The 25484-nt window shown below is 67.8% G+C and carries 32 protein-coding genes; 17 read left to right on the top strand and 15 right to left on the bottom strand.

Annotated elements, in window-relative coordinates:
- Positions 1-10: 10 nt before the first annotated feature.
- Positions 11-1531: an exonuclease domain-containing protein gene (locus ACFW0G_RS21760; RefSeq protein WP_378327173.1), complete on the top strand. Its 1521-nt coding sequence runs from the start codon at positions 11-13 to the stop codon at positions 1529-1531.
- A gap of 105 nt (positions 1532-1636) precedes the next feature.
- Here the strand turns inward: ACFW0G_RS21760 and ACFW0G_RS21755 are convergent, their stop codons facing one another.
- On the bottom strand, positions 1637-1897 hold the full coding sequence (locus tag ACFW0G_RS21755) for a hypothetical protein (protein ID WP_378327172.1): 261 nt from the start codon (positions 1895-1897) through the stop codon (positions 1637-1639).
- A gap of 180 nt (positions 1898-2077) precedes the next feature.
- Between ACFW0G_RS21755 and ACFW0G_RS21750 the strand changes: the two genes are divergently transcribed.
- The 4 genes from ACFW0G_RS21750 (at position 2078) to ACFW0G_RS21735 (ending at position 4722) form a co-directional block, all read left to right on the top strand.
- Positions 2078-2551, top strand: a complete 474-nt coding sequence (locus ACFW0G_RS21750) for a helix-turn-helix domain-containing protein (RefSeq protein ID WP_378327171.1) — start codon at positions 2078-2080, stop codon at positions 2549-2551.
- The gene (locus tag ACFW0G_RS21745; RefSeq protein WP_378327170.1) at positions 2552-3166 is read left to right on the top strand and encodes a PIN domain-containing protein; all 615 of its coding nucleotides are present in this window, start codon (positions 2552-2554) and stop codon (positions 3164-3166) included.
- Between the two features lie 879 nt (positions 3167-4045).
- Entirely contained in the window at positions 4046-4339 is a 294-nt protein-coding gene (locus ACFW0G_RS21740; protein ID WP_378327169.1) for an AbrB/MazE/SpoVT family DNA-binding domain-containing protein, read from the top strand.
- Positions 4336-4722 carry a type II toxin-antitoxin system VapC family toxin gene (locus ACFW0G_RS21735; protein ID WP_378327168.1) on the top strand — a complete coding sequence of 129 codons (387 nt, stop codon included), beginning with the start codon at positions 4336-4338 and terminating at the stop codon, positions 4720-4722. Before ACFW0G_RS21740 ends, ACFW0G_RS21735 begins: the two co-directional genes overlap by 4 nt.
- 28 nt (positions 4723-4750) lie before the next feature.
- Here the strand turns inward: ACFW0G_RS21735 and ACFW0G_RS21730 are convergent, their stop codons facing one another.
- Both ACFW0G_RS21730 and ACFW0G_RS21725 read right to left on the bottom strand, forming a co-directional pair.
- Positions 4751-5185 (bottom strand): helix-turn-helix domain-containing protein, encoded by a 435-nt coding sequence (locus ACFW0G_RS21730; RefSeq protein ID WP_378327167.1) that lies wholly within the window; start codon positions 5183-5185, stop codon positions 4751-4753.
- Positions 5186-5262: 77 nt separating this feature from the next.
- The gene (locus tag ACFW0G_RS21725; RefSeq protein ID WP_378327166.1) at positions 5263-5589 is read right to left on the bottom strand and encodes a hypothetical protein; all 327 of its coding nucleotides are present in this window, start codon (positions 5587-5589) and stop codon (positions 5263-5265) included.
- A 179-nt stretch (positions 5590-5768) separates the two neighbouring features.
- On the opposite strand from ACFW0G_RS21725, the gene ACFW0G_RS21720 reads away from it, so the two are divergent.
- The 3 genes from ACFW0G_RS21720 to ACFW0G_RS21710 all read left to right on the top strand — a co-directional run bounded on the left by ACFW0G_RS21720 (position 5769) and on the right by ACFW0G_RS21710 (position 7361).
- Positions 5769-6140: a hypothetical protein gene (locus ACFW0G_RS21720; RefSeq protein WP_378327165.1), complete on the top strand. Its 372-nt coding sequence runs from the start codon at positions 5769-5771 to the stop codon at positions 6138-6140.
- On the top strand, positions 6137-6880 hold the full coding sequence (locus ACFW0G_RS21715) for a hypothetical protein (protein ID WP_378327164.1): 744 nt from the start codon (positions 6137-6139) through the stop codon (positions 6878-6880). The genes ACFW0G_RS21720 and ACFW0G_RS21715 overlap by 4 nt, the downstream gene beginning before the upstream one ends.
- 139 nt (positions 6881-7019) lie before the next feature.
- Positions 7020-7361 (top strand): hypothetical protein, encoded by a 342-nt coding sequence (locus ACFW0G_RS21710; protein ID WP_378327163.1) that lies wholly within the window; start codon positions 7020-7022, stop codon positions 7359-7361.
- Between the two features lie 169 nt (positions 7362-7530).
- Here ACFW0G_RS21710 and ACFW0G_RS21705 read toward each other — a convergent pair whose 3' ends face one another.
- On the bottom strand, positions 7531-8010 hold the full coding sequence (locus tag ACFW0G_RS21705; RefSeq protein ID WP_378327162.1) for an NUDIX domain-containing protein: 480 nt from the start codon (positions 8008-8010) through the stop codon (positions 7531-7533).
- Positions 8011-8252: 242 nt separating this feature from the next.
- Between ACFW0G_RS21705 and ACFW0G_RS21700 the strand changes: the two genes are divergently transcribed.
- Entirely contained in the window at positions 8253-8516 is a 264-nt protein-coding gene (locus ACFW0G_RS21700; RefSeq protein ID WP_378327161.1) for a hypothetical protein, read from the top strand.
- Positions 8517-8599: 83 nt separating this feature from the next.
- On the opposite strand, the gene ACFW0G_RS21695 is transcribed toward ACFW0G_RS21700, so the two are convergent.
- The gene (locus ACFW0G_RS21695; RefSeq protein WP_378327160.1) at positions 8600-8893 is read right to left on the bottom strand and encodes a hypothetical protein; all 294 of its coding nucleotides are present in this window, start codon (positions 8891-8893) and stop codon (positions 8600-8602) included.
- Positions 8894-8896: 3 nt separating this feature from the next.
- Positions 8897-9199, bottom strand: a complete 303-nt coding sequence (locus ACFW0G_RS21690) for an AbrB/MazE/SpoVT family DNA-binding domain-containing protein (protein ID WP_378327159.1) — start codon at positions 9197-9199, stop codon at positions 8897-8899.
- Positions 9200-9367: 168 nt separating this feature from the next.
- Between ACFW0G_RS21690 and ACFW0G_RS21685 the strand changes: the two genes are divergently transcribed.
- Together ACFW0G_RS21685 and ACFW0G_RS21680 are read left to right on the top strand one after the other, a co-directional pair.
- Entirely contained in the window at positions 9368-10666 is a 1299-nt protein-coding gene (locus tag ACFW0G_RS21685; RefSeq protein WP_378327158.1) for a hypothetical protein, read from the top strand.
- 273 nt (positions 10667-10939) lie between these two features.
- Positions 10940-11107: a hypothetical protein gene (locus ACFW0G_RS21680; RefSeq protein ID WP_378327157.1), complete on the top strand. Its 168-nt coding sequence runs from the start codon at positions 10940-10942 to the stop codon at positions 11105-11107.
- A gap of 251 nt (positions 11108-11358) precedes the next feature.
- Here ACFW0G_RS21680 and ACFW0G_RS21675 read toward each other — a convergent pair whose 3' ends face one another.
- Entirely contained in the window at positions 11359-12432 is a 1074-nt protein-coding gene (locus ACFW0G_RS21675; RefSeq protein WP_378327156.1) for a helix-turn-helix transcriptional regulator, read from the bottom strand.
- 192 nt (positions 12433-12624) lie between these two features.
- Here ACFW0G_RS21675 and ACFW0G_RS21670 point away from each other — a divergent pair, with 192 nt between their 5' ends.
- Positions 12625-13494, top strand: coding sequence for a sigma-70 family RNA polymerase sigma factor (locus ACFW0G_RS21670; protein ID WP_378327155.1), 870 nt, complete (start codon positions 12625-12627; stop codon positions 13492-13494).
- Positions 13495-13540: 46 nt separating this feature from the next.
- On the opposite strand, the gene ACFW0G_RS21665 is transcribed toward ACFW0G_RS21670, so the two are convergent.
- A complete protein-coding gene (locus ACFW0G_RS21665) occupies positions 13541-13693 on the bottom strand; it encodes a hypothetical protein (protein WP_378327154.1) in 153 nt (50 codons plus the stop codon).
- A 169-nt stretch (positions 13694-13862) separates the two neighbouring features.
- Between ACFW0G_RS21665 and fxlM the strand changes: the two genes are divergently transcribed.
- Complete coding sequence (gene fxlM, locus ACFW0G_RS21660) at positions 13863-15107, top strand: methyltransferase, FxLD system (protein WP_378327153.1); 1245 nt, start codon at positions 13863-13865, stop codon at positions 15105-15107.
- A gap of 18 nt (positions 15108-15125) precedes the next feature.
- Here the strand turns inward: fxlM and ACFW0G_RS21655 are convergent, their stop codons facing one another.
- The 6 genes from ACFW0G_RS21655 to ACFW0G_RS21630 form a co-directional block, all read right to left on the bottom strand.
- Positions 15126-16397, bottom strand: a complete 1272-nt coding sequence (locus ACFW0G_RS21655) for a lanthionine synthetase C family protein (protein WP_378327152.1) — start codon at positions 16395-16397, stop codon at positions 15126-15128.
- A complete protein-coding gene (locus ACFW0G_RS21650) occupies positions 16394-19369 on the bottom strand; it encodes a lantibiotic dehydratase (RefSeq protein ID WP_378327151.1) in 2976 nt (991 codons plus the stop codon). The genes ACFW0G_RS21655 and ACFW0G_RS21650 overlap by 4 nt, the downstream gene beginning before the upstream one ends.
- A gap of 489 nt (positions 19370-19858) precedes the next feature.
- The gene (locus tag ACFW0G_RS21645; RefSeq protein WP_378327150.1) at positions 19859-20212 is read right to left on the bottom strand and encodes a hypothetical protein; all 354 of its coding nucleotides are present in this window, start codon (positions 20210-20212) and stop codon (positions 19859-19861) included.
- Positions 20213-20559: 347 nt separating this feature from the next.
- Positions 20560-20778 carry a DUF397 domain-containing protein gene (locus tag ACFW0G_RS21640; RefSeq protein WP_378327149.1) on the bottom strand — a complete coding sequence of 73 codons (219 nt, stop codon included), beginning with the start codon at positions 20776-20778 and terminating at the stop codon, positions 20560-20562.
- A 76-nt stretch (positions 20779-20854) separates the two neighbouring features.
- Positions 20855-21076, bottom strand: a complete 222-nt coding sequence (locus ACFW0G_RS21635) for a DUF397 domain-containing protein (RefSeq protein WP_378327148.1) — start codon at positions 21074-21076, stop codon at positions 20855-20857.
- Entirely contained in the window at positions 21073-21933 is an 861-nt protein-coding gene (locus ACFW0G_RS21630; protein WP_378327147.1) for a Scr1 family TA system antitoxin-like transcriptional regulator, read from the bottom strand. The genes ACFW0G_RS21635 and ACFW0G_RS21630 overlap by 4 nt, the downstream gene beginning before the upstream one ends.
- Before the next feature lie 752 nt (positions 21934-22685).
- Here ACFW0G_RS21630 and ACFW0G_RS21625 point away from each other — a divergent pair.
- Together ACFW0G_RS21625 and ACFW0G_RS21620 are read left to right on the top strand one after the other, a co-directional pair.
- Positions 22686-22865, top strand: a complete 180-nt coding sequence (locus ACFW0G_RS21625; protein ID WP_378327146.1) for a hypothetical protein — start codon at positions 22686-22688, stop codon at positions 22863-22865.
- Entirely contained in the window at positions 22862-23194 is a 333-nt protein-coding gene (locus ACFW0G_RS21620; RefSeq protein WP_378327145.1) for a hypothetical protein, read from the top strand. Before ACFW0G_RS21625 ends, ACFW0G_RS21620 begins: the two co-directional genes overlap by 4 nt.
- A 79-nt stretch (positions 23195-23273) precedes the next feature.
- Here ACFW0G_RS21620 and ACFW0G_RS21615 read toward each other — a convergent pair whose 3' ends face one another.
- Positions 23274-24557, bottom strand: coding sequence for a tetratricopeptide repeat protein (locus ACFW0G_RS21615; RefSeq protein WP_378327144.1), 1284 nt, complete (start codon positions 24555-24557; stop codon positions 23274-23276).
- Positions 24558-24749: 192 nt separating this feature from the next.
- Between ACFW0G_RS21615 and ACFW0G_RS21610 the strand changes: the two genes are divergently transcribed.
- Both ACFW0G_RS21610 and ACFW0G_RS21605 read left to right on the top strand, forming a co-directional pair.
- Entirely contained in the window at positions 24750-24983 is a 234-nt protein-coding gene (locus tag ACFW0G_RS21610) for a hypothetical protein (RefSeq protein WP_378327143.1), read from the top strand.
- Between the two features lie 70 nt (positions 24984-25053).
- Positions 25054-25272, top strand: coding sequence for a hypothetical protein (locus ACFW0G_RS21605; protein WP_378327142.1), 219 nt, complete (start codon positions 25054-25056; stop codon positions 25270-25272).
- Positions 25273-25484 lie beyond the last annotated feature (212 nt).

The raw sequence follows: 25484 nt of genomic DNA, 5'->3' as shown, positions 1-25484 counted from the left end.
TCCCCTGGTCTTGGCCGACGAGGTTGGGCTGGCTCGGTGGCAGTTCGAGCGCGCGGAAGCCGCCGGGATGCTGCCCCAGCCGGGGCACGCTCGCGGCTGGCTGCCTGAGCAGCTCGACGCGGTACGTCAGCTGGTGCCCGTGATCGTCGAGAGGTTCGGTGCTGAACATCCGATCGGCGCCGGCCGGTGCGCGGACCGGCTTGGTGAGCGGCTGGGCCTGGACGTGGAGCCCGCCGACATCGTCGCCCTCGCCGCGGCGGGCCACCTGGCCGTGGTCGATGTGTACGTGAAGAAGGGCCGTTCCTACGACCTGTACGCGCCGTCCGATATCGACGCCTTGACGCTGGAGCAGGTGCGGCCGGTGCTCGACGAGCGCGCGGCGTGGCTGGAGCGGTCGTTGTCGCTCGACGAGGCCGCGGCGGTGCTGGGCTGGCACTACCGCGAACTGGACACGGTCATCGCCGATCGCGGAATCGAGGTCCGGCTGCGTCGCATCGCCCGCGCCGACGTGGACGCCCTGGTCGGTGACGAGGAACTGCGCGCAGATCGAGTGGTGACCGCCGACCAGGCCGCCGCGATCCTCGACGTCGACCGGCGACACTTCGATATCTGCGTCGAGGCCGGGTGGCTCACCCCGAAACGGCACCACGAGAAGGAGATCAGCCGCTACAGCACGGTGACGGTACCGCTCTACCGCATCGGCGACGTCGACGCGCTGCTCGGCCTGCCGGACGTGAACTGGTCCGAGGTCCGCGAGACCCCGAAGGGCACACGATCCCCGCTGCTGGACCTGGTCGGCGGCCGCGCCCCGACCCGCGCCAAGGTGATCCGCGCGTTCCTGCGCGATTTCGGTGCCGAGCACTCGGTCGAGATGTGGGCTTGGTGGGTGCCCGGCCCGGATGTGTGGGAGATCGACTGGGAACGCGTCGACGGCGGACCGACCAAGCCGGACGTGCTCGCCGCGATCCACGCCCGCCCGGCGGTGCACCAGTACCTGGCCGACATGCAGCTGCATTCCGCCGCCGGCGCCGCGGTCCGGTTCGCCCGCGCGATGCTCGAACCCGGCGCCGCGGTCATCCTCGACACCGAGACCACCGACCTGCACGGCGCGATCTGCGAGATCGCCGTCATCGACGCGTGCACCGGCAAGACCCTGCTCGACACCCTCGTCAACCCCGGCGTCCCGATCCGGCCCGGCGCGTTCGAGGTGCACGGCATCACTGACAGCGAGGTCACCGCCCCCGGCGTTCCGGACTGGCCGACCGTCTACAAGCGACTCCTACGCGTCACCAAGGACCGGATTGTGCTGGCATACAACGCCGACTACGACCGAGGCGTCATCACCGCCGACTGCCACCGGCACGGCATCCGCCGCACCCGCCTGGCCGACCTCAGCCACTGGGCCGACGTCATGGTGCCCCGCTCCGACCACGCGCACTCCCGCCGATGGCTGCGCAACGGCGGCGGGCACCGCGCCCTCGGCGACGTCGAGCAGACCCGGCAACACCTGCTCCGCATGACCGCCCCCTGAGCGAGCGCGATCCGGAGGCGCCGCCTTCCCTTCCCCGTGGGTTGGTGCTCTTCGTCCGAGCATCCAAAACCATGTGCGGATGACCAAATGTGCGGACTTCGCGAATCAGTGAGCGTGCCCCGTACCGGCGGCCTTCTTCCAGGCGTTGAAGTCCGCGCTGTTCATCGCCGGGTGACCAGCGCTGTCGGAGTGGGCGCCTGAGGACTCCGCCGCCAGGGCGATCGCTGCCGCGGTCGCGAGCGCTGCGTGCACGTGGGCCAGGGAGATCAGCTCAGCTCTCGCGGTCTGAGCCTTCGGGCCTTCGTCGAGTTCGTCGGCCTCGCTCAAATACCGTTCTGCCAGGAGGTAGTGCTCAGGTCCGGTCATGGCCGCCATCGTCCCGGATCGGTGATCAGCCAGGAGGCTGGGACCCCTGGCAAGCTGCGCGATCGACGTGCCGGCCGACACATCCCCAAGCCGTTTTCGAATATTTCGTTTACGCTAGTGTGGCGCGCACCAGTAGCGGTCGGCCGCCTCAGCCGCGAAGCACCGAAGGGACGGATGGTCATGACCTCGACGCTCACGCAGCACACCGTGCTGCCACCGGAAGCCACCGCCGCCGGGACCCGGGAGCAGCTGAAGGGGTTCCTCGCGGCCCTGCGCACCCACCAGGCGAAGCTCACCGGCCCGGACGGCACCGAGTTGACCCTGCCGGACGAGGTGTACGCGGTCTTGCGCGACGTCGTCGAGGCCTTGGCCCAGGGCCAGGCCATCAGCATCGCCCCGCTCGACGCGGTCCTGACCACCCAGCAGGCGGCAGACATGCTCAACATCTCCCGGCCCACGCTGGTCAAGCTCCTCGAGGCAGGCGAGATCCCGTACACCAAGACCGGCCGTCATCGCCGGGTCCAGCTGGCCGACCTGCTGGACTACCGCGACCACAGCCGGATACGCCGGCGGGCACTGCTGGACGAGATGAGCGGACTCGCCGCCGCGGACGGCACCGATGACCTGGTCGACGGGATCGTCGATACTCGCTAGGTGCCGTTCCCTGCCCTGCTCGACACCAACGTGCTCATCCCGATCCGACTCGCCGACCTGCTGCTCCGCCTCGCCGAGGCGGGCACGTACCGACCGCTGTGGTCCGAGGACATCCTGACCGAGGTCGAACGCAACCTCATCGGCAAGTTCGGCCTCGACCCGGCCAAGGCGAAACGGCGGGTGGCCATGATGCGCGAGGTCTTCCCGGATGCCATGGTCACCGGCTACGAACCGCTGATCCCGGTGATGACCAACGACCCCAAGGACCGACACGTGCTCGCCGCGGCCGTGCGTGCCAACGCCGCGGTCATCATCACCTTCAACCGCAAGGATTTCCCCGCGGCGGCCCTGGATCCGTACGAGATCGACGCGGTCAACCCGGACAACTTCCTGCTCGACCAGTTCGAGCTGTACCAGCGGCCGATCATCACATGCCTGCAGGAGCAACTCGCCGCCCTGCAGCGGCCCCAGGAGACGGTCGCGCAGTTCTTCGGCCGCTTCCATCGCACCGTCCCCCGCTTCGCCGCCCGCGCCGAGACGACCTTCACCGGCCGCGGCGCACCGGCGCTGTCGTTCTCCGCCGTGCCGAAACAGAACGATACGGGCGCCGATTGAGCTGACCCCGCAAAGCGGGCCCCGGTCGACAACGGGAGCCCGCTTCGCGTACGTGTTCCGGCCCCCGGTCAGGGCGTCGGTGTCGTCGAGGTGGGGATGGCGCGGCCGCGGATCTGCACCGGACCCACGATGACGTCGACGCCGGCGAGCCAGATTCCGCCGAAGGTGACGGCGATCAGCACGCTGCCGAGTACGAGGGTGCGGGTGGTGTGCCCCCAGGACCCCAGGATGCGCCCGGCGAGCCGGGCCGTCTCTCGTGCCGACCGTTCGTCTATCGGTACCCCGGATGTGATCGCACGCTCAACAGCGCGCTCACCGTGTTCAGGCGTCCGCCGACCGCGACGCGGTGGAACCGAATGTCGCGCTCTGCCTACAGTCATTTTGTTGGTCCAATCGGGTTCAGATGTGAGCGGTTTGCAACAACGGCTCCCCGAACGGGCGAACACAACGGCGGCCTCCTCCTGGCCGAGGAGGCCGCCCCTCCACCTGCACTGGAACAGCCGCATTCGCAGCCTATGAGCACGCCGTCACCGCGCGAGAGCCCCGCGCGACAACCGGTGGAAACGACGCGACGACCGACGCCCAGAAAGACCAGCCCGTCGGAACTCGTGCGACCGTTCGACTTTTCAGATGGGAATTGCCTGGTCGTGCACAGCGTGCGATGAAGGGGCCGATGGCGTGAACCTCTTCCGGTACCGCTGCGAAATCCAGGGCGTTCCCCCGGCGGAACACCAGCACAACCCATGTGCGGATGACCAAATGCTCCGGCTTCGCGCCGACCGACGCACCGCCAGCATGTTCGCCGTATCGCGACCAGGTCCGGCATACGTTCAGCGCTCTCGGCAGAGCGCAGCAGTGTTCGGCGGATATGCTGTCAGCATGACGAAGCCACGAGAAGACGACCCACGTGCGGAAGTGTCGGCCACATCGGATGGTCGTCTGACGATCCCCGCACAGGTTCGCCGCGCCGCCGGAATCGAGCCGGGCCAGACCCTGGTCGTCTACGTCGACGACGGCCGCGTCGTTCTCGAGGAACGCGGGCACCTGCTGACCCGCCTGCAGGACGAGGCGATCGCGGCGGCCGCGGCCGCCGGCCACACCGGCAGCGCCGTCGACGAGCTGCTCGCCGACCGCCGCGCCGAAGCCGCCCGCGAGGGCGAGGTCACCGCGTGACCACACCCGTTCTGGACGCCAGCGCGATCCTCGCGCTGCTCTACCGCGAACCCGGCCACGACGTCGTCGCCGGGCACCTGGCCGACGCTGTGGTGTCCGCGGTGAACTGGTCCGAGGTCGTGCAGAAGCTCGCCCAGCGCGGCCACCCCTCCCCCGAGGGCGCCGCCAACGGCCTGCTCAGCCTCGGGGTACGCGTCGCGCTCTTCGACGAGCGCGACGCGGTCGCGGCCGCGAAACTCTGGCCGACTACCCGCTCCGCCGGGCTGTCCCTCGGTGACCGTGCCTGCCTCGCCGTGGCCAGCAACCTGTCCGGCGTCGCCGTCACCGCCGACCAGGCATGGGCCGAGCTCGACCTCGCCGTGCCCATCCAGCTCATCCGCTGAACACCAGCACAAACCATGTTCGGAAGCGCTACGCGGTCGCGCCGTCAACCACATGGGCATCGGCGTAGACGATCGACAGTCCCGGTACCTCGAGCGCGATCCGCGCGCACACGGCCCGGTGCCACGACGCGGGCATCTCGATGTCCGGGTTGGCCGCGTGGTACTCGGTGTCGGACCGGTAGGTGATGACGGCGGGATCCGGCAGGTCCAGCAGCTTCTCGACGCAGCCGCCGATGAACTCGCCGGTCCGCGCCTCCAGATCTTCGATCGCCAGCCGGACGCCGTCGGGGATCGGGTAGCGGCCCTGTTCCCACGCGCGCACGGTGCGCGGGTTGACCTTCAGGTGCTGGGCCAGCCAGTCCCCGGTCAGGCCGAGGAATTCGCGCACGACCCGGAACTCCGCCGGGGTCATGCGTTCGTCCTCGGGCATGCCGGGCGGGTCGGTGTATTCGGCTTCGGCCATCACTGCCGTCCTGGGAGAGAAAGGACACCGCCGCGCGGCCCGTGATGCGGGACCCGCGACGGCGTGCGAGGGGTTGTCTATTCGGCGAGCTGGTGGCGCTCGATGATCGCGAACAGATCGATCTCGTCGACGATCGCCTTGAGGTCCAGGCCGCCGTCCTCGTTGAGCGGGTAGCCGTCGAAGTGACAGTCCTTGTCGTAGGCCGGGCCGTAGAACTCGTTGCCGGCCAGGGCGACACCGTCGGGCAGGGCGGCGTTGATGGCGTCGCGGTAGTCGCTGACGATCGCGTCGACGTCGAAGCCCTCGGGGCCGTCCGCGCCGAAGGCCTCGCTCACGCTGGTCTCGAGGTCGAGGCTGTACTGCGAGACGTTGGCCCAGGTGCCGTAGCTGGTCGTGGTGGGCATGTCCGGATTCCTTTCCGGCCGCGGTCTGGGACTGGTTTCCCTGACCTGACCACCCCACCGTAGCACCCTAAATTAGGGTGTCACAACCCTTCCGTCACGAAGTTCCACCCTAGGGTGGACACAGGTTTCTACCCCAGGGTAGAACTCGGGTCTCCGCTGCTCCTGAAAGGGCCGACCCGATGCGCGATCCCGAGCACGACCCGATGGCACCCCTGGCCGAGCTGCACGCCGACGTGGCGGCCCCGCCGACAGCGGCCGAGTCGCTGATCTGGCACGCCGAACAGCTGGTCGCCGCCGCGCGGCGGCTGGCGGCGACACCGCCGGAGGACCGGATCGCCCCCGGCTTCGACAAGGACACCGAGGACGAGCCCGACCTCGACGATCAGCTGCGCGCGCTCGAGGAGCGCGAGCTCGCGCTGCGCTCGGTCCTGGCCGCCGTCCGCCGCGAGACCTACCAGGCCCTGCGCGATCGGAACTGGTCGGTGCAACAGATCGCCGACCAGTGGCAGGTGACGAACAAGTCCGTTTACAAGGTCCTGGGCCGACGATGACCACCCCCGACACCCAGGAACGCATCACCTTCCGCGGCATGCCGCTCGGCAGCGTCGAGGTCGACGTCGCCGAACTGCTGCTGGCGCTGGGAGCCCGGCTCCCGGTGGTGCACCGGGGCTATCTCACGCACATGTGGAAACAACTCGCCACCGACATCGACGCCTCGCCGGCCGCGGCGCTCTACGCCCCGAAAGGCTCCCTCGCCACGCGACGGCTGGCCCAGGCCCTCGCCTGGCTCGAACGCGTCGGGGCGATCGAACGCACCGGGCAACGCCCGCAGCGGGTGGTCCGCATCCGCGACCCCGAAGCCCTGCGCGCACTGATCGACCAGTGGGAAACCGAGATCGAGACTCCCGCGACCTCCGAGGACCTCTCGGCGGTGCCGCACGGCACGGCGAGCCGCTGGCGCTACGGCTGCCATTGCACGGCATGCCGGACCGCGCACAACACCGACACCCGCGACTGGCGCCGCCGGGCCGCTCGCATCGACGATGTCCTCTGGGCAGCGCTGCTGCACGCGATCCGCCGCGGCACACCCGTGCGCGAGGCCGCCGCCCGCCACCACCTGACCCCGCACCGGCTCTACGCACAGGCCCGCATCGACCCCGCCCGCGGCCGCGAACTCGATGCCGCGCTCGACGCCGGACGAGATCCCGCCCTGGACCACGGAACCGCCCACGCCTACCGCCAACACTGCCGCTGCACCCCGTGCCGCGCCGCGAAGGCACGCACCCGGTGAACCACCGTCGCCCGCGAAGGCAGCACTTGGCGCGCCAAAAACACGACAACACCCCGGCAGCTCGCGTGTGCCGCACCGACCGGCGCCACGCCAGCGCTACAGAGGGACGAACGGCTCATCACGCGAAGGAGAAGCCCCGATGCCCGATCAGCCCCGTTTCGTCGTCCTGCTCTACCCGAAAGCGGCCTCCGACGGCTGGTGCGCGCGGGTGATCTGCAACGAGGGACCGACCTCGCTGCTGGCGGCCCGCCCGCAGCGCCAGGCCCGTGCGGCCGCGGCCAAGGCCCTGGAGGACATGCTCATCCACATGACCGGCCCGTGCGAGGTTCAGGTGTTCACTGCCGAGGTCACCGAGGCATTCGCTGCCGACATCGCGGTGGAGAGGCTCTTCCCGCGGCTCGACCGCGAATACGCGGGCAGTCCTGACCATCGGGCTGGCCACCGAGATGACGCCGGCGGTGATATCCCCTACGCACACTAAACCCGTTGCACGGCAACGGAACTCTGGTTCGCAAACGAGTCATTAGGTACTTAAGGCCGTTTGCCGTGCCGGGTATGGCTTCGACGCCATCTCATCCGCGCAGGCGAGTCCCTGGAACGCCGTCCCCCTTGCCGGCAACCACAGGAAGCTGCCGGCAAGGGGGACGGGGTTATTCGACGGGCAGCCCTGCGGCGCTGACGGCGTCCTGGAGAATCCGGTGGTGGTCGAAGGCCAGCGGCTGAGCCAAGGCCTCGGCGACCGGCCACCAGCGCACCTGCCGCACCATGTCGCCGACGCTGGCCGGGACCGGCCGGGGCAGCACGACGGCGTAGGACACCGTGACACGACGTCCGGCGTCGTCGCGGCCTTCGTCCCGGGACGAGGCATGCACCAGCTGCTCGATCTCGACGTCGACGCCAGTTTTCTCCCGGCACCGCCGGACCGCGACCTGCGCCGGGGCCTCGCCCGGCTGACACACCCCGCCCGGCAGCCCCCACATGCCGATGTCCGGGGCATGGTCCCGCTGGGCCAGCAGGACGCGCATCGCACCGGACGCGTCCGGGGCCAACAGGACGGCGTTGGCCGCGTGGCGCACCGGCTCACCCGTGCCCAGGTCTTCCGCTGCGGCGTTCGTGATCGTGGTGTTCATCGTGGACTCCCTTGCTCTTGCTCCGAAACGCTTGCCCGGGACTTCCGGGGAGTGCTTCCAGCCTCGCCATCGCCAAGCCCACCTGTCGACGGTTTCCTGTTTCCCCTTAAGTCCGCGACCGGCGTAGACCTGGGTTTGTCCGCTCCCTCCGATGGACAGCCGACCCGCTCCGGCCGACAGTTCCAGGACAAAGTCCTGCCATCCCTCGCGCGGCCGACCCAGCCGCGGCCACCCTGGCACGTATGGATTCCCACATCACCGTTCAGCAGGTCGACCTCGTCACGATCGACGGCGAGGATCTGCACGCGATGTTCGCGCGCGCCGCCCGCTACTTCAGTGCGTACAGGGGAGTTTTGCTCGGGGCCGACTACGACTTCGAGCCGCAGGAGTGGGCCGTCGCCGCTAATCCCAACACGGGACCGTATGTCTTGCGGCTGACCCTGGACACCGGCAAAATCGGCGAGTCAGCCAAGCCGCTGGACGCCGAGCCGCTCGACATGCAGTAGATGCACTTCGACTACGTGCTCAGGGGCCAAATGCCCGACAGCGCAATACATCCACAGATTCTCAGCGTTCGCGGGCACCCTGATCAGGGCTGCTGGAAAACGGCGTGCGTTCCGATTCGCCGCCAGATCACGTGCGGATCTCCCGGAGATCTCTCCTTCCCGTACTCGAAGGTCGCACGTCCGTCGGGTGCCCACGTCATCTCGAACACGCCCCGCGCGCTCACGACACCCTTGACCCGCAGTCCCGGACGGAACCGGCCTGCGGCCAGGTCCGGGACGAACTCGTTCCGGACCACGCTCAGGAACCGTTGCTTGGCCTGCTGCTCGAGCTTTTTGAAGTCGCGGGTGAACTGCGGCGTCGGGGCGTAGGTCGGCATGGTTCAGTCCAGGTCCGCGAACATGGCGTCGATGTCGTCGTAGACCGGGAGGCCGCCCGCGGCGATCTCCGCGCTCGCCTGCCTCTCGCCTTCTTGCCATTCCTCGGTCCAGAACCAACTCTGGTCGGTCGGAATCTTCGTGTAGCCCTTCAGCCGGACCTCGCCGTCAGCCTCCACTGTGAACTCGACTTCGTCGCCCTCGGACAGGTGCAGGACGTCCCGCACCTCGTGCGGCAGCGTGATCTGGTTCTTCTTCCGCAGCTGCGCGCGGCCAAGCACCTCGTGGTCCTCGTCGTCGGCAGGCATCGCCCTGGTCACCTCCCCTGCCGGATCGTCAACCTCATCATCCTCCGGGCTGTCGGAAAATCCAACGGTAGGAAATGCGCACCACAGAGTGACTCTTACGGCACAATCGGTACGTTACGAACCGACCGCAGTCGGTGATCATCTCGTGTCGAGCTGGGGAGGCTGACCATGGGCAAGGGCAAGCGGCTACGTAAACGACGCCTCGCCGCCGAGGGCACGGACCGCCGACTGGGCGCACTGCCCGTCGGTGCGGCCGGGCCCGCGGCCGACGGGGTTCTGGACCTGCCGGACTATCCGTTTCTCATCAGCGAGCGCACCCGCAGCGAACTCGGGGCGGCGGGTCTCGCCGAGCTCGCCGCGAACCTCTGGCCGCAAGACTGCCAGTCGTGCGGCTGGGAACTCGGCTCCGCCAAGCCCTCCCTCGCCGTCGAGGACATGATCGTGTTCGCCAGCGCGAGCCTGCACCACGAACGCTGCCGGCCTCCCGCCTGGAACAGCGAGTTGCTCTCGTTCCGCAGCGGCCAGGCGGCGTTCGTCTCGTTCCGAACCCAGTCGTTCATGATGCCCTTCCAGCGCAAGGGTCCCGACGGCATCATGACCGACGATCACCGGCCCGCTCTCCTGGTCAATCCGAATCTCGAATCGATCAACCTGAACAAGCAGCCCGACGGCAGCTGGCGCGTCGCCACCGTGCAGCACTACCGCTCCATGGGGCTGCGCACCGCCGGCAAGGACTACGTCGTCGACCGCCCCATCCCGGACATCACCGCGTCGCTCAACAACATCGGGGACATCACGATTTCCTTCGCCGACTCCCCGATCCGCTGGACCTGCTCCGGCGATATCCCCTGGCGGGAAGCCGTCCGGGACCTCGGCGGTGTCATGCTCATCGTCACCACCGCCGCAGTCCCGGACACGCCGAGGACGCACCTCGAGATCGTCCAGATGATGATCAGCGAGAAGGCCGTCGTCGGCTGGATCGCGCTGGACGTTGCCGAACAGCCGCTGTCCGGCAACGTCGAGGTTCCCGAAATCATCGGCACCTACCTCGTGCACCACGGTCCCGATGAGACCGTCGTCGGGCAGGTGCTCGCCACCGCCGATCCCGAGCTCACCCCGCAGCAGGCTCAAGCGTGGGCCGCCGCCGAACTCGACGAGCATCACGACGTTCAGATCATCGGTCCGGGCGACTCCTGGACGCGGTGCGGCGATCCCGTCGGCTGGCGAGCGCTCACCACCGGCGTCCCCATGCACCACATCGTCCGGCGGCACCTCGACGGCTGGAAGCTGCTCGCCGCCTTCGCCATGTACCCCGGAACGAACACCAGCGACATCGACGATATCGAAGCGTGGGCCAGCGCGGCGGTTCGCCGCCGTGGCAACGCCAGGATCCTGTCGTGGGTTCCCGCCGCAACAACCGAAACCCCGGGCTACACCACGCTCCAGGGCAGCGGCACAGCACGCTGATTTCGATCGCATCCACGAACGTCACGCGGGATCCGCGGGACTGAAAACAGCCCTGGCACATGCTCCTGTCGTGCTGGAACGGGCGGTCGAAACCATCTATCCGCCTCTGAACCGCCCGCAGCCGTCGCGCACGGCCCCGATCCTGCTGAGCTGGCCGGATGCGCGTTGTATGACAGTACGGGTGCGTGTAAGGGGACAGTTCGGGTACCTGAGTCCTGCACTCTTCCCGTGCCGGGCGGCAGCGGGTCGCCTGGCGGGGAGAGAGGAAAGAGCATGAGTGAGTTCTTCGCGCAGGGGCACGGTCTTGTTGGCCTGGTGGTGCTCGGTTGCTTCCTCCGCTGGGTGCAGTTGCGGTGCCGGATCGAGGGCACGGTGCTGATCGGCTGGTGGAGTAGCGCGTGCTGCGCAGCGCCAGCTGGCGGACGTCAGGATCGAGGGTGATAGTGCCGCAACGGCGCCATGTCCTGGGGGACGCGGCCCGTTCGCTCCCGAAGTAGCGCAGGAGGGGGCATCGACGCGCGCTGTCGTCGGCGATGCCCTCACCGGCGTGAATCCGGCGCGCTTAGGCCGTTCGATCTACGCTGAGGCGCCGATGGCCGTCCACACCGGACTCATTCGTGGACCCCTGGCGCCGAGGAACGCGCCAGCTCGGCCGCCGAGCGTGTTGTCGGGCGAGGCAAACGCTACTTCCGCTACTTCGCCTGACGATGGTCGGGCATCTCGTCGCCGTGCAGAACGCGCTCCGCCGCGCCGGTAGCGGCCTCGACGATCGGCACACCCACCATCCCGCCGAGCAGCTGAGCGCCCGCAAGCGCGACGGCCACGTGCTCGGCACGGCGGCGAGCCAGGTCATCCTGGGCAGCCGCGCACTGCTGGTCCACGATCTCTCGAACTTCGTCGAGCGCCTGCTTTCCGTGATGCCACAGCCATTCCAGCGGCCACCCGTAGGCCGAGGTGGCCATGTCGGCCAGTTTCGAGCTCACCGTTCGGCTGGTCGAGATCGTCATCTGCATGGCGCGGGAGAGCGCCGCCGTTGCCTCGAGCGTGCTGGATCGCGCGATCTCGTCCGCGGTCAGGATCACGCCGGACCACTCCCCCGGCGCCGGGCGTGCTCGTCCGGACCTTGTGCCCAGCACCCGCGGCATTCCCATGACGAGTCTCGTGATCGCCTCCGGCGCGCGGGTGTCGGCTTCGCGCAGGATTCCGGGCAGCACCCCCAGTTGGCGGATGTCCTGGTCCAGGCTGCGGGGTGTCCGGCCGACCGCTGATTTCACGATCGCCGATGGGGCGCCTACCACGGCGGCCACCAGGTTCGTGACGTGCCGTCGCACCGCGTCGTCGGGAATGATCAGTTCCAGCCAGAAGGAGCCGAGCTTCAGCTCCCGGATGAACAGCGAGCCCAGGACCGTGCCCAGCAGGAAGGCCAGTTCCTCGTCATCGGCCGCGGCCTTCAGGATCTCGGTCCATGCGTGGCGTGCCTCGTCCTCGCCGCCCGCGTGTTCCCCGTAGCCGGCGAGGACGCGCTGGGGGGCGGTGCTGCTGGTGAGGCCTTGCACGAGCCACGACGGTACGAGCCGCTCCAGCGACATCGGCTTCGCGCGCTCCTCGATCACCGCGCGCCGGAACACCCAGGCGCCCGATCCTGACACCTGCTGTCCGGGCAGGTCGCCGCTGGTGGCGAGCTTGTGCACTGCCTGCCGCGAGAGCGTCAGCATGGCCGCCGCTTCTGGGAGACCAACCAGGTCTGGGATTAACGAATCCGGCATGAACCCTCCTCGCCTCGGGGGAGCCCCCGGATGGCTGTGCATGGCGAGCGCGTTCCGTGCTTCGCCTCCGGAGCACGATATCGCCCATTTGACCTATGTCAACCATGTTGACCTAAGCCAACCCAATTACGTATGCTTCTCATACGCCAAGAGGGAACAAGGGCCCCTCACCCGAGACCGGGGGAACCTGCCATGTCCAGCATCCTGTCTTCCGACGGCAACACGACCACCGTCGTCCCCAGCCGGCACGCCGCCGTTCGCCGGACGGCCGGTCAACGCCACCACCGCCGCGCTTCGACCAGCCCGTCCTGCCCCACCGCACCGACCGCCGAGGAACCGAGCGATGCCGAGCTGATCACCGCCGTCCGGGCCGGTGAGCTGCGGCCGTACGGCACGCTCTACAGCCGGCATCGCAACGCGGCGAACAACCTCGCTCGCCAGCTGGCCCGCTCGGCCACCGAGGCCGACGACCTCGTCTCCGAGGCATTCGCCAAGATGCTCGACATCCTGCGCGACGGGCGCGGCCCGGACTCGGCGTTCCGCGCGTACCTGCTGACGACGCTGCGCCATATCGCCTACGACAAGACCCAGCGCGCTCGCAGGATCGAACTCACCGAGGATGTCGAGACCACCGCGCTCGCCGCGGCCAGCCCGGAGAAGATCTCCGAGCGGTTCCCGGACACCGCCATCACCGGGCTGGAGCACAGCATCGCCGCGCGGGCATTCGCCCACCTGCCCGAGCGATGGCAGAAAGTGTTGTGGCACACCGAGATCGAGGGGTTGACCCCCGCCGCGACCGCCCCGCTGCTGGGCTTGACCCCCAACGGGGTGTCGGCTCTGTCCTACCGGGCCCGCGAAGGCCTGCGCCAGGCCTACCTCCAGATGTTCGTGGCCGCGCCGGAAAGCCGGCCGCCGAACTGCCGCAGGGCAGCGGCGAAGTTCGGTGCCTGGGCACGAGGCGGGCTGTCGAAGCGCGAGGCCGCGCCGATCAACACCCATCTCGACGGCTGCTCAGCGTGTCGCGCGGTCATCGCCGAGCTCCACCACGAACTACCAGCCTGATCGATCACCGACACCATCTGGGCACCGAACCCGTCTGGACCACGAGTCAGGTCATTGCCCCTAGAGCGTCGCGATTCACGTCGCCAGTGAGCCGTTCGAGGATCTCCGCGAGGTCAGGCGCGAGATCCTCAATCTCCCCGCGCTCGCGCTCGCTCAGTGCGCACCAGATGCCCACGAGTTCGTCGCGCAACTTGCTCACGGCTGCTCTCCTTCGTGCTTCCGGTGCTGCACCTGCTCGACCGTGCGACTCTAGGTCGTCACCGCCGTGTACGACACCGTCGAGAGTGGACAATCAGGGACTGACCGTGCAGTGGGCTGAACGTGGCTGCCGCAGAAACGGTGCACAGCCGACAAACTACGCTGGACAGATGAGCCCCGAGGCTACTACAGCGGACAAGCTGAGAAACGCGATGGTCGACGGCCTGCGACTGTGGGGAATAGCTCTCAGCGACCCGGTAGACGCCGCGATGCGTGCGGTGCCGAGACATGTGTTCGTGCCCGAAGTCTCGCTCGAACGCGCTTATGGACCCGATCCAGTGGTAACCCATCGCGACGACAGCGGAGTTCCGACCAGTTCGGCCTCTGCGCCTGGCACAGTCGCCGGGATGCTCGAGCAACTCGACGTTCGCCCAGGGCACCGGGTCCTTGAGATCGGAGCCGGGACTGGGTACAACGCCGCACTGCTTTCCCAACTGGTCGGCCCGACTGGCTCCGTAACGACGATCGAGTACGACGAGGCAGTGGCGTCCGCAGCAGCCGCAGCGTTGAGCGGCCTAGGAAAAGCCGTGACGGTGATACACGGAGACGGCATGCTCGGCGCGCCCGGCCAGCCGACGTTCGACCGTATCGTGGTCACGGCGGGGGCCTGGGACATCCCGAGAGCATGGTGGAACCAGTTGGCCGAGGACGGGCTACTGGTAGTGCCGCTACGGATACTCGGGCTGACCCGGACTGTCGTCTTCGAGCGTGCCGGAGCGGATCTGCGTAGCCGGTCGGTCATGGAAGACGGCTTCATGCCGATGCGCGGTATCGGCGCCATTCGTGAGCAGAACATCCCCATCGGCACCGGCCCAGATCTGGTGATCCGACTCGATGACGATCACCAGATGGACGCGACGGCGCTGCAAGGCGCGTTGGATCATCCTGGGGAGGTGTGCTGGACCGGGGTCGCGGTCCCGTGGGGATGGACCGAGCACCTTGATTTCTGGCTGGCCACTGTAGACGGATTCTGCCGGATCCTGGTTTCACGGGCCGCGGTTGACGACGGCCGCCTGATGGAGCCGAAAGGGCCGTGGGGAAGCATGGGTGTCGCTGAGGGCGCGTCGCTGGCGTATCTCACGACACGATCGAGTCCGCACGGTGACGCCGAGACACCCAGCCAGGAGATCGGTGTCTGCGGCTACGGCCCGCGGAGTGCCGATCTGGCGACTCGGCTCGCCGAGCGGGTCCGCGATTGGGATCGCGATGGCGGGCAACGTGTCCAGGTACGGATCGACGCGCAGCTTGCCGGGACCGTACGCGAGGAATTGCCGGGCGTGCTACTCGCCGTCGACAAGCGCGACAGCCGAATCCTCGTTCGTGTGACTGAACAGGACGTAGCTGCCGCGCTGTGAGCGCCTTGGCGGACAGAGTCAGGACAAGAGCAGCAGGGCGTCCCAGGCCGTGCGCAGGTGCCGGGCAACTGGGAGCGTGCCGTGTTCGGCGAGAGCAAGCGCGGTTCCGGCCGCGCCGGTGAGGAAGCCGGGCCGGTCGGTGGCTGTGCTCTCGGCGAGGTGTTGGAACCCGAAGGGGTGCACGGGGTTGAACGCGTTGGTGACCGCGATCGCTGCGTGCTGGGCGACGGCATTGTCGTGCAGCACGTCGGCGGCACGCAGGACGCCTGCGTACCCGTGACAGAGCGTTGGCCCGTCAACATCCCAACGGTCCGGCCTGTCGGCGAGTACGCGCAGCGCATCTCGTGCAGCGTTCTGCACCTCAGGTTCTTCGATGGCCTGGCCGGCGAGGCTGAGGGCGCCGCTGATGCCGGGGATGCCGTAGCACCAGGCGTCCGTGCGTCCGGCTGGTGGCGCGGCGTGCGCGGCGTCGAGCTCGTCGCCCGTGATCTGCGGGGGCCAGGTCCTGGTGCGCTCGTCGCGCCAGCGCACCAGCCACTCTGCGCCATGGGTGATGGCTTCTCGTTGGTTGGTAACGGTGAAGCCGGCTAGGTGCGCAGTGGCGAGCAGTGCGAGAGGTCCCGCAATTCCATGGGCCATTCCGGTGGTCGCTGCCCCGGAGGAATGGACGGTGACCGCAGCCGGGTGCCGATCGGCAGGCAGCCACCAGCCGGGTCGGCGTTCGACGCCGTCGTGGAGCAGCGCGGTGAGCGTGGTGAGCGCCGCGAGCAGCCCGGGTTCGGCAACGACGTGCCCCGACTCGTAGGCGGCCAGCAGGACCCTGCCGGTCCCGGCGAGCCCGGTGATGACGTCGTAGACGTGCCAGGGGGTATGCCCCGTGCCGTGAGCGAGGGCTGTGCAATGGCGCTCAGCGAGGGCAACGGCCTGCTCGGACAACCAGCGAGCGGCGCGCGCCGTGCTTGTGGCGTGGCCCGCCGGATCGGGGAGATACGGGACGCCGATGATCAGCGACGCGGCCAGGCCAGCGCCGGCGTGGAAAACGCCGAGACGGTTGACGCCCCGCAGAGTATGGCGTGCGGCGTGCGTCCAGTGGTTTTCCGCCGCCGTCGCGAAATCAACGTGCACCATCGCCAACCGGGCGTGAAGCAACGCCGTTCCTGGGTGGCCGTCGGCGAGAGTGCTCGCCATCCCCGCAGGCAGAGCGGACGTGATCGTGTCGGGGTGTAGTAGCCGCTCGGCGACGGCCACGCACTGCCGCTGGGCCGCGGCCTTTACGGGATCACTGATCATCGTGGCGCGGTTTCGCGAGCAAGGAGACTCGTGGCCAGAACCCTGGCCACCCGTTCCCTGGCCGTGTTCCCGAGCAACCGGTTGGCGTGCATGTGGATCACCGAGGAGGCGCAGTCCGCGCGCCGGGTGGCGGGCAGGCGGTCGCGGTACACGCGCAGCGCGCCCATGTACCGGTCCCACCCGGGATAGGAAGGGGCCGTGCCATCGCCGGCCGCAGCGTTCACGAGACGGCGCAGCTCGGCGAGGCGGCGGTGAACCGCCCGGTCGAGCCGGGGGCGGCCGAGCGCGGCGGGAGCGGAGCTGGCAAGAGTCCTTGCCACCGACGCTGCGGTCAGCGCGGCCACGACCAGCCTTCGGTCAGGCTCGCAGGCCTCGGCCAGCACGGTCAGCGCCAGGTCACTGTCGGCCGCGAAGACCTCCTCCGCCGCCTCGATAGCCGCTGATCCGCCGTAGCGTTCGATCTCCTGGTCGTAGGGCTCGACGATGAATCCGGAGGCGAGAGCGTCTGCCACCACGCGCGCACCCCATCGGGAGATCTCAGGCAAAAGTTCGCTGCCCAGTACGGCCGGGTCCCCATGGAAACGAACCCGCAGATGCGGGCCGATGGCCTGGGTTCGGTAGCGCAACCAGAACCAGCGGTCGAACATCGGGCGCATGCCCGGGAGGATCTCAGCGAGAGCAGCGAGAATCTCGTCGTGCTGGGCGGCCGGGGCACCAATTGCGAGCGACAGCCAGGGGCCCCCGGGCAGGTAGTTCCCTGCGCCGGCTCGCCGCGATAGCGAGATGATCGGCTTGACCGGGGCCGGAAGGGATGCCGTGGCGGCGAGGGGAATGACAAGTTCCAGCAGATGGCGACCGGTCGGTCCAGCAACGACATCCTGGACGGAGCCACTGCCGCCGGGCTGTTCGGTGACGGCGGCCAGCCCGCGCCGTACATAGCGCCGCAGCAGTTCCACATCCACCGGAACGTCGAGATCAAGCGGGAGTTGCCGTTCGTCGTCATCCGTGACGACGACGGTCGGTGGCTGCGGGAGGGTGGACAATTGCCAGTCCCGCAACTGCGCGCTCCAGGCCGCGGGGTCGCGGGCGGCGTCCATCAAGTGCTTCGGCAACCGCCACCGAGCGGGCGCGAGGATCGTCGATCGGTACCGCACCCTCGGCTGGAACGCGGTATCGGCCAGCGGGCCCCACGAGAACAGCAGCCACGGTCGACATCCGGATCGCCCCAGCAACCCCAGCAGCCGGGCTTCCGGCGAGAGATAACGCGGCCCGATCCGGGAGTTGAGGACCGGCATGACCTGGCACCTGCGAGCTCGGGACCACAGCGTGAGGCGTTCGGCGTCCGCCATGAGCAGCAAGTCGTCGAGTCTCAGATCACCCGGCCGGGCAGGGACACCGACGGGGATGCTAAGCGGGGCTACCCCGGTCGGCGGTGCGATCGTCGACAGGACCGGAATGCGAGGCCGGACCACCACTTCGGCGACGAGCGCACCCGCTGGCGATCCGGCTACCCGCAGTCGGCTGTCTGGGAGCAGCGAGGTGAATCGGCCGGCACTGGATCCTGCTTCCTGAGTGCCGCCCACGTAGAGCGCGAGATGCAGTCGCCCCGCAACCAGATCGTGCTCCGAGGCGGCGAGAGCACGGGCATACACCTCCGCGCCCGGTGGCGGCCGGTCCATGGTGCCCGGCGCTGCAAGCGCGCTGATGGTGGTGTCATCCAGGACAATCTCCGTCCGACCGTGGGCGGTCGCGTCGCCGAGCAGCGCGGCGAGAACTCCGAGGCGTACTGGAGACATAGGCGCGGATTCAGTGCCGGTCTCGATGCCCTCGTCCCCCAACCCGATGACCGGGTCAGTGACGTCGAGAAGCGGGACACCTCGGCCGTGGCCCCAGCGCTCGACGAAACGGGCGTGGTAAGCGCCGAGCGTCGGTTTGCTGCAGCTCATCGTCCACAGCACGCTGATGGCCTCGGCAGCGTCTTCCATAAGGGAACGCGGCACGGTAATAGCCGCGTCGGCGGCGACGTCGACGCAGAGCGGATTGTCCTGTCCGCAGATGCGCGCGGACTTCCGCCGTGCGGCTGTGAGCGCCGCGAGACGGGGCGCCGACCCCACGGGAAGCAGGTCTGCGGCGCCGAGGTGGGATCGGAGATCCTTCAGCTCGCCGTGGACATCGCAGCAGTCGGGTAGCCGGGACAGCAGATGTGAAAGGGGATCGTCGCCCATATCGACGGGCAGCAGGTCGGTCAACAGGAACCCCTGCCGGGTCATCTCGATGATCATGCTCCGAAGCGTCGACTCCGGAACGGCTGGCCAACGAGCGCCGACAACAGCGCTGACGGTGTCGTACCGGGCTCCCTGCTCACACGAACGCAGGACCAGAGCACTTGCCGCTGTCGCACGGATGCTCACCAGCTGCGGCGTGCCGTCATCGCGCGGCTGCTGCTCCTGCTCAAACCGCTCGCCGCGGCGGCGAACCAAGTTGTTCGTGGTGAACGTGAGTCTCTCGAGCACGCCGGGAACGTGCAGAAGCCGGTCTGCGAGGGCCGTCAGTGACACAGGACTGGGGGCGCTGCGGGGGCGGTGATGGCCGCCGAGGCGTAGCACGCAGCCACGCTCGGCGACGTCCACCACCTGAACGCCGGCAAACACCGATCGCGGTGTCGGACGCAGCCGCGCCCGAAGGTCGTAGGCGCGGACAGTCGCCGCGACGCGATCATCGCCGGAAACGCCGAGGACCACAGGCTCGGCCTGGCGTGAGGTGAGTGTGATTCCCTCGACCACGGTGGGGTCGAGGGAGGAATTCTCAAGATCACGGACCGCTGGACACAGCGGGATGCGCGCCAACACCGCAGCGCCCGGTAACGGCGTAAACAGCCTCGAGCGCACGAGCGGGTTTTCTACTTGCAATTTTTGCAGGTAGCCGAGCAACCCACGCTGGTGCAGGTGGACGAACAGCCGTCGTCGGTGCATTGCGTGGTCGTATTCGACCCGGCGACGTCAAGAACCGGAACCGCTCGGGTATCGAGAGCGAACAGATCCGCAGTGAGGCGGTCAAGAACCGTTGTTTCCTCTGACATAGGAACTCCCCTCGCTGTGGTCGCCGTAGTGTCGGCCGGGGTTCAACGAGAAGTTCGACGCGCCAGGCTTTTACAGCAAAAGCGTTACAGCTACTGGGCTCTGGCACCCTTCCCGAAGCGAGCCGGTGCGGCACCAGCCCCTCACAGGGTATAGCTATGCAAGTACTAAGCATACACAACTTGCTAAAGCAGTGAAACCTCTGCGGTTGAAGCTGCGACCGCGCTGCTGACTCACCTCGCGTTCGGGGCCGGGGGCGCAGCCGCACCCGGCGCCACTCGCCATACACGGCCCGTTCCTCGGCCGGTCCCCCGATCGACCGAGATGAGCTGCTGCGGTTGCACCTGGCCCCGGGCTCGATGACCGCCCTGATCGCTCGCCCTGTCAACCTGGGTAGGTGGGGCTTTCCGCGTAGTACCAGAGGCTTCGGCCGCACTTCGGGCACAACTCGTGGCGCTTGATGTTGTTCTCGTCGTCCATCGTGCCGGGTTGGATCTTCGCGACGTGGTGCGCGGAGCGGGCACCGTGCGATCGGATCCGTCGTATCGGCAACTGGCGGGTGTAGCCGACGTAGTGTGTGATCGGGTAGTCGTGCGAATGGTCCTCGCGCAGGTAGTCGCGGTCGGTCACGATGACCGGTCGTCCGAAGCATAGGATGTAGACGTGTTCGGGATGTTCTCGGCAGTGCCCAGAACATGCGCCGAGATCAGGCAGCAGGGACCCCTGGTTGTTCAACACACAGCTCCTCGGGTCGATGTCCGGAACGGGAGCAGGTCGTCGCTTTCGTGAAGGCCTGAGGTCGGGACCCGCGCGAACTGCGGCTATGGAGCAGGGCAGCCGACCGGATCGCCGCCGGCGGACCGAACCCGGTCGACACCGGGCAGGTCGAGGCGGTGCTGCGCGCCCACCCGTCCAGTACCTCAGCAAGGCCACGAATCACCAACGGGTGCTTCGGGAGCTGCGCGTCCAGGGCACCCCCCGAAGCCCAAGACCATCGCCTACACCGCGACCGACGTGACCGCACCGGCTTGTAGATGCCGTCCTCGTGGTGGGCGGACAGCAGATTTCCGCCCACCACAGAAATCCTACTGTCCTGTTTGCAGAACGGAAAGAAGAGCTGCAGCCGCTGTGGTGCCGAGTACCAGGAGAGGACTTTCCTTACCGAGTTTCGAATCGCGGACGCCGACCCAGCCGGGAACGACCCGGTTGGTCTCTACGCATCCATTTTGACCGCCGGAAAAGCTCGACTTTGTCCACCCGGCGGTTGTGCTGCTGAGTGCGGCCCACGCCGCGTCCGCGTCCATCACTGCTCCTGCGCTGCGTTGCTGATCATGCTCCCGGCTCCTCGACCTGCCCGCGCCAAGTGAAGAAAACTCGCCATCACTGGACAGGGTAGCCGAATTCGCCGTCCTTAAGGCTGCGCAGAAAAATCCTGATCTCCTGAGGCTGGAATGTAAGGATAGGGCTGTTGTTACCGAGCTTCGAGTCCCGAACGCCGATGACGCCGGGGACGCTGTCGTTTAGCTCGACGCAGCCTCCGTTATCTCCGCTGTAGCTGGATTTGTACCAGCGGGTCGGGTCGTAGCCGGGGGTGGTGCTCACGGGTGGATCTCCTTCGCCAAGGTACGGATGAACGAAATGCTCTTGTCCGGCTTGAGTGCCAGCGTGCGCAGGATCTTCAGGTCGTCCTTGAAGCCCTGGACCTGCTGTTCGAGCTTGTAGTAGATGCCGTCCTCGCGGTTCTCGACGTAAACCATGCCTGTGTCGTCGACGTACTCGGGCGGGAAAGCGAGCACGGTAAACGTGCCCTCGATGCTCGGGTGCGCCCCAACGCTGACCGGAAGTACCTGTAGCTCGACATTCGGCATCTGCTCGGCCGCCTCGGCGAGCCGCAGCAGCTGCGCCCGGTGCACGCCCGGATCGCCGATCGGACGCCGCAGGGCGAACTCGTCGATCACACGGTTCAGCCGCAGAGGATCGCCGTCCTCGCGATGCCGGAGGGCATCCTGACGCGCCACGCGCAGCGCCGCACGTCGCCGGATTTCCTGGTCAGAAAGATCCGGTCGAGCACCGCGGATGATCGCCCGCGCGGTGTCCTCGGTCTGCAGCAGGCCGGGCGGGACCATTGCGTCGTACCCGTCCAGGCCCTCCGCGATGGATTCAAGTCCTAAATAGAAGTTGAACCACCCGGGCGCCGCGTCGACGAACAGCTCGCTACTCCACCAGTCTTTGCCGCGCTTCGCCCGAGCCAACAGCTTGGTGTAGAAGTCGGTGCGTTCGGGGTGGCCGTACCACTCCAGCATCATCGCCATGTCGCCGACACTCGGCTGGTAGAGGCCGGTTTCGATGTGTCCCGGCCACGCCGCTGCCTTCATGAACCGCGCGGCAACCTCGGCTCTGCTGATGCCCGCTTCCTCGCGCATCTTCCGCAGATCGGCACCGATCCGGGACTTGAGCACGGTCGGACTCGACTCGACCAACGGCGCTACCTCCTCGGTCACGGGACGCGACGGAACCCACGACTCACCCGAAAAGACCACGCCGAACACTAGCGCGCTCGTGCGCTAGTGCACTAGATTTCGTCGTGGCTACCTAACTAGTTCGCGCTACCACGGTAGCCCCCTGGCGGCGCGGCAGCTGAAGTAAGGGCCTGTCCCGCTTCAGCAAATGCCGCGCCGTCAGGTGCTCAACTGAAGACCTCCCTGACTATCTGCAGGTCAGAGCTCTATCTCAGTCAGGGAACGCAGCAAGCGGCGGCCCGCCACCTTGGTAACCCCCTCCCCCTGGGCGGGCCGCCGCTTCCCACAAGAGGGAGGCGCCGATGTGGGAGATGTTGTCGCGGCTGACTCCGATCGTGCTTCTTGCTGTCGGCGTCGCCGTGTGGACCACCTTCGATATCGCCCGTTCGTATCGACTGTCTCGTCGGCTACGGGATGTTCGTCGTGGCTGAACCCGTAGGCACGCTGCCGTTGACCAGCGTTCAGGACGGGCGGGCGCACGACGTGACCGAGCCAGAATTCTATGAAGGCGACGGGATCTACACGGCACAGTGCGGCGCCATCGTGTATCCCGCCTCGTGTTGCACGGCGCCCGGCCCACCTTGTACAGCCTGCGTCAGCCGACGAACCGCCGTAGCGACCTCGCGATCGTCGGCGCGCCATGGCGATGAACCGGTCCGCTCGTTGCTCGGACGCCTCGCTCGGCGGTGGCGATGAGCACCGAGTACGACGAGTCGCTGGCCCGGTTGCGCGCTGTCGCGGCCGAGCTGGAGCGGGCTTCTCGCCCCACTTCGGCCCAGGAAGCCACTGTTGAGCTGATCAGCGACGTCGTCGCGCGTTCCTCTGGTCGCCGCAGCACGGGAAGTGACGGCGCTCAGGCAGGGCCGTCATGACCACGCCAGCCTGGATCTTGGATCTGCACCGGCTTCGCCAGGTCGGTTTCCTCGGCCGCCGGGTCTTCGGCGATCGTGCCCGGACGGTCACGTTGTACTACGAGCGGGTGTGGCGGGGGATCGACGATGTCGTCGACGTCGTGCTGGTGTATTCGCCGACCGAAGCCGAGGCGTACCGGGCGGATAGCCGCGTCGACTACCGCGATCCGCTCTCGCTGCCGCCGCAGCCGATCCAACATCCGGTCACCGAGGGCACAGTCTCGGAGATTGTTCGGACGGTCACCCAGTGGGCACGACCGGAGATCTGGACAGGCTATGAACCGGGCTGAGAGCGGGCGGCACCGTCACTCCGGAGATCGCCGGGCCGAACACGTGAGGCCCGGACAGTATCCGGGCCTCACGGGACGGTCATGCGCTGCGACTCAGCTCGTGCAGTTGTTCGAGGTAGTTCCGTGCTTCCGGGGTCTTGCCGTAGCGCGCGGACATGATGGTGCCGAGTTCGTTGGCGACCAGCAGCAAGCTCGGGAGCGAGCGGCGATCCCCGCTGAGCGCCCGCTGCCCCATCTGCGCGGCCTCGTCGACGTCGCCCTGGTACGCGGCGATGACGCCGAGGGTCAGGCGTGCCTCGGCGATGCGCATGGGTTTGCGCTCGGTGCCGTCGTAGGCGGTGCTGGTGCGAATGACCTCGTCGGCGTAGCGAGCGGCGACCGGGTAGACCCCGAGGATCCGCCAGCAATCCAGAGCGTAGTAGTCGATTTTGGACGGATCGACGTTGAAATGATTGTCCAGATTGGTCGGATACGGCAAGGCGTCCAGTATCCGGCCGGCACGTTCGAGTGCCTTCTCCATCTCCCTGCGGTTGCCGAGCCGAGCGTGAGCTTTGGCGGCCTGGGCGAGCAGCTGGACCGCGACGCTTTGGTGTCCCGCAACCTCCAAGCCGGCTTCGGCCGCGGCGATCACGCCCTTGTAGTCGTGGTCGGTGAGCCGGAACCAGCAGGTCATTTCATGTGCCCAGCCGAGGATGTCGGCGTTCTTCGACTCCTTGCCGAGGCTTTCGGCCATGCGCCGCGTCGATTCGGCGGCGTTGCGCCGACCCATGTCGTTTTCGACGCATCCGACCAGCAGGGCGAGCCAGCCCGCTTGCACCAGGAGTTCCCGGTGCTGGTCAAGGGTCAGGCGGTGCCCGCGCAGCGCGACGACGCGTCGCAGCCACGATCGTCCCTCGGCGACGAGCTGGTCGCTGGGCATGTAGGGGTATTCGGAGCAGAGGATCTCGACGGTGCGGGTGATGCCCTCGAGGGTGACCCGGTCGACGTCGCTGGCCTGCATCCGGGCCAGGATCTCGGCGGTTTCCATCTCGCTGGGCACGACGAGGTCGCCACCGAGCACCTCGCGGGGTGCCGGCGGGAACAAGGCGTAGCGGGTCGTCCCCAGGGTCTGTGCGATCAGCGGGGCGTAGTAGTCGTCGCTGGACGTGTCCGGGTTGTGCTCGCCGGCTTCCCAGCCGCGCCACCGGCGCACCACAGTGGATTTGCTGGGGAGGTCTTTCTCGTTCCGGTCGCCGCGGGCGCGGGCGTGCCGGAGCAGGTTCTCCGCGGCCTCCGCCACGGTCCAGCCCCGGCTGGTCCGGTCCTGACGGATCCGTACTGCCCACGGCGGGCGCCCGTACAGGTCGCTCAGCGGTTCGCTCACCACAGATCCCTTCTCCTCATCTCCACCCCGAGTGTTGCACGAAATTCCCTGGTTACGGCCCGCCTGGGCGGGGTGCGATCGTGATCGCACTCTTCCCGAGCTTGACTTTCCGGGTGATCGTTTTCCTGGGGCCAAGGCCGTTCGCGATCGAGCGGAGCACGACGAGCCACTCGTGGCTCGAGGGAGGTTGTCATGAAGGCGCACGTCACCGTCACCGAGGACGGGATCACCACGCCGCTCGGCGAGGTCATCGACCGGGATGCCATCGCCGACGTGCTACATGAGGCGTATATCGAGGCGCAGCGGCGGCGGGGCGCCGCCGCGCCGGGCCCCGGCTGGTGGGATGCCGCGCAGGCCGCTGACCTGCTGCTTCAGCACATCGCGAGCACCTGCGCGCCGAACCGGGGACACCTCGACGTGGCCTGATCGAACCCGTTCGGCGATTTGTGGTGTGTCGAGCTGGCGCAAATCGCGATTCTGAGTCAGGGTTAGCCCCATGGCTGGTGATCGCCCGGGGCCGGACCCCCTTTACAACGAGGTCGCGCAGATCACGCTGCGCACCGAGGGTAGCCACATGGCTGTGTACCGTGAGCGCGCTGCACAGCTCAAGATGCCGCTGAACCGCTACCTGGCCAAGGTGCTCGCCGCAGCCCACGATCTCCTCGAGGACGAACAACCAGCCCCGGCCCAGATCCAGTTGAAGCTGGGGGCATGATCGTGGTGACGCCCCGACCGACCTTGGAGCTCAGGATGTAGACAACGAAAAGGCCCCCCGCTCAGCGTGATCGTTTGGCCGCGAATCGCTGAGGAGAGGCCTTTCCAGCTCGGTAAGACCAAGCGCGTTGGTGGCTTCAGCCGCCGGTGCGCCCGCCCTACATGCACGAGGATACGACATTGTCCGCACTCAGTGGTAGCCACGGCGCGTCA

Origin of the sequence: Amycolatopsis sp. NPDC058986 (assembly GCF_042741125.1) — a bacterium.
Taxonomy (GTDB): Bacteria; Actinomycetota; Actinomycetes; order Mycobacteriales; family Pseudonocardiaceae; genus Amycolatopsis.
This window is presented reverse-complemented; position numbering and strand designations above follow the sequence as displayed.

What these genes read in the sequence shown, in the direction of transcription:
- ACFW0G_RS21755 (WP_378327172.1), bottom strand. Translation starts at nt 1,897, where the DNA reads ATGACCGGACCTGAGCACTACCTCCTGGCAGAACGGTATTTGAGCGAG.
- ACFW0G_RS21750 (WP_378327171.1), top strand. Translation starts at nt 2,078, where the DNA reads ATGACCTCGACGCTCACGCAGCACACCGTGCTGCCACCGGAAGCCACC.
- ACFW0G_RS21740 (WP_378327169.1), top strand. Translation starts at nt 4,046, where the DNA reads ATGACGAAGCCACGAGAAGACGACCCACGTGCGGAAGTGTCGGCCACA.
- ACFW0G_RS21730 (WP_378327167.1), bottom strand. Translation starts at nt 5,185, where the DNA reads ATGGCCGAAGCCGAATACACCGACCCGCCCGGCATGCCCGAGGACGAA.
- ACFW0G_RS21725 (WP_378327166.1), bottom strand. Translation starts at nt 5,589, where the DNA reads ATGCCCACCACGACCAGCTACGGCACCTGGGCCAACGTCTCGCAGTAC.
- ACFW0G_RS21720 (WP_378327165.1), top strand. Translation starts at nt 5,769, where the DNA reads ATGCGCGATCCCGAGCACGACCCGATGGCACCCCTGGCCGAGCTGCAC.
- ACFW0G_RS21715 (WP_378327164.1), top strand. Translation starts at nt 6,137, where the DNA reads ATGACCACCCCCGACACCCAGGAACGCATCACCTTCCGCGGCATGCCG.
- ACFW0G_RS21710 (WP_378327163.1), top strand. Translation starts at nt 7,020, where the DNA reads ATGCCCGATCAGCCCCGTTTCGTCGTCCTGCTCTACCCGAAAGCGGCC.
- ACFW0G_RS21705 (WP_378327162.1), bottom strand. Translation starts at nt 8,010, where the DNA reads ATGAACACCACGATCACGAACGCCGCAGCGGAAGACCTGGGCACGGGT.
- ACFW0G_RS21700 (WP_378327161.1), top strand. Translation starts at nt 8,253, where the DNA reads ATGGATTCCCACATCACCGTTCAGCAGGTCGACCTCGTCACGATCGAC.
- ACFW0G_RS21695 (WP_378327160.1), bottom strand. Translation starts at nt 8,893, where the DNA reads ATGCCGACCTACGCCCCGACGCCGCAGTTCACCCGCGACTTCAAAAAG.
- ACFW0G_RS21690 (WP_378327159.1), bottom strand. Translation starts at nt 9,199, where the DNA reads ATGCCTGCCGACGACGAGGACCACGAGGTGCTTGGCCGCGCGCAGCTG.
- ACFW0G_RS21685 (WP_378327158.1), top strand. Translation starts at nt 9,368, where the DNA reads ATGGGCAAGGGCAAGCGGCTACGTAAACGACGCCTCGCCGCCGAGGGC.
- ACFW0G_RS21680 (WP_378327157.1), top strand. Translation starts at nt 10,940, where the DNA reads ATGAGTGAGTTCTTCGCGCAGGGGCACGGTCTTGTTGGCCTGGTGGTG.
- ACFW0G_RS21675 (WP_378327156.1), bottom strand. Translation starts at nt 12,432, where the DNA reads ATGCCGGATTCGTTAATCCCAGACCTGGTTGGTCTCCCAGAAGCGGCG.
- ACFW0G_RS21670 (WP_378327155.1), top strand. Translation starts at nt 12,625, where the DNA reads ATGTCCAGCATCCTGTCTTCCGACGGCAACACGACCACCGTCGTCCCC.
- fxlM (WP_378327153.1), top strand. Translation starts at nt 13,863, where the DNA reads ATGAGCCCCGAGGCTACTACAGCGGACAAGCTGAGAAACGCGATGGTC.
- ACFW0G_RS21655 (WP_378327152.1), bottom strand. Translation starts at nt 16,397, where the DNA reads ATGATCAGTGATCCCGTAAAGGCCGCGGCCCAGCGGCAGTGCGTGGCC.
- ACFW0G_RS21650 (WP_378327151.1), bottom strand. Translation starts at nt 19,369, where the DNA reads ATGCACCGACGACGGCTGTTCGTCCACCTGCACCAGCGTGGGTTGCTC.
- ACFW0G_RS21640 (WP_378327149.1), bottom strand. Translation starts at nt 20,778, where the DNA reads ATGGACGCGGACGCGGCGTGGGCCGCACTCAGCAGCACAACCGCCGGG.
- ACFW0G_RS21625 (WP_378327146.1), top strand. Translation starts at nt 22,686, where the DNA reads ATGAGCACCGAGTACGACGAGTCGCTGGCCCGGTTGCGCGCTGTCGCG.
- ACFW0G_RS21620 (WP_378327145.1), top strand. Translation starts at nt 22,862, where the DNA reads ATGACCACGCCAGCCTGGATCTTGGATCTGCACCGGCTTCGCCAGGTC.
- ACFW0G_RS21610 (WP_378327143.1), top strand. Translation starts at nt 24,750, where the DNA reads ATGAAGGCGCACGTCACCGTCACCGAGGACGGGATCACCACGCCGCTC.
- ACFW0G_RS21605 (WP_378327142.1), top strand. Translation starts at nt 25,054, where the DNA reads ATGGCTGGTGATCGCCCGGGGCCGGACCCCCTTTACAACGAGGTCGCG.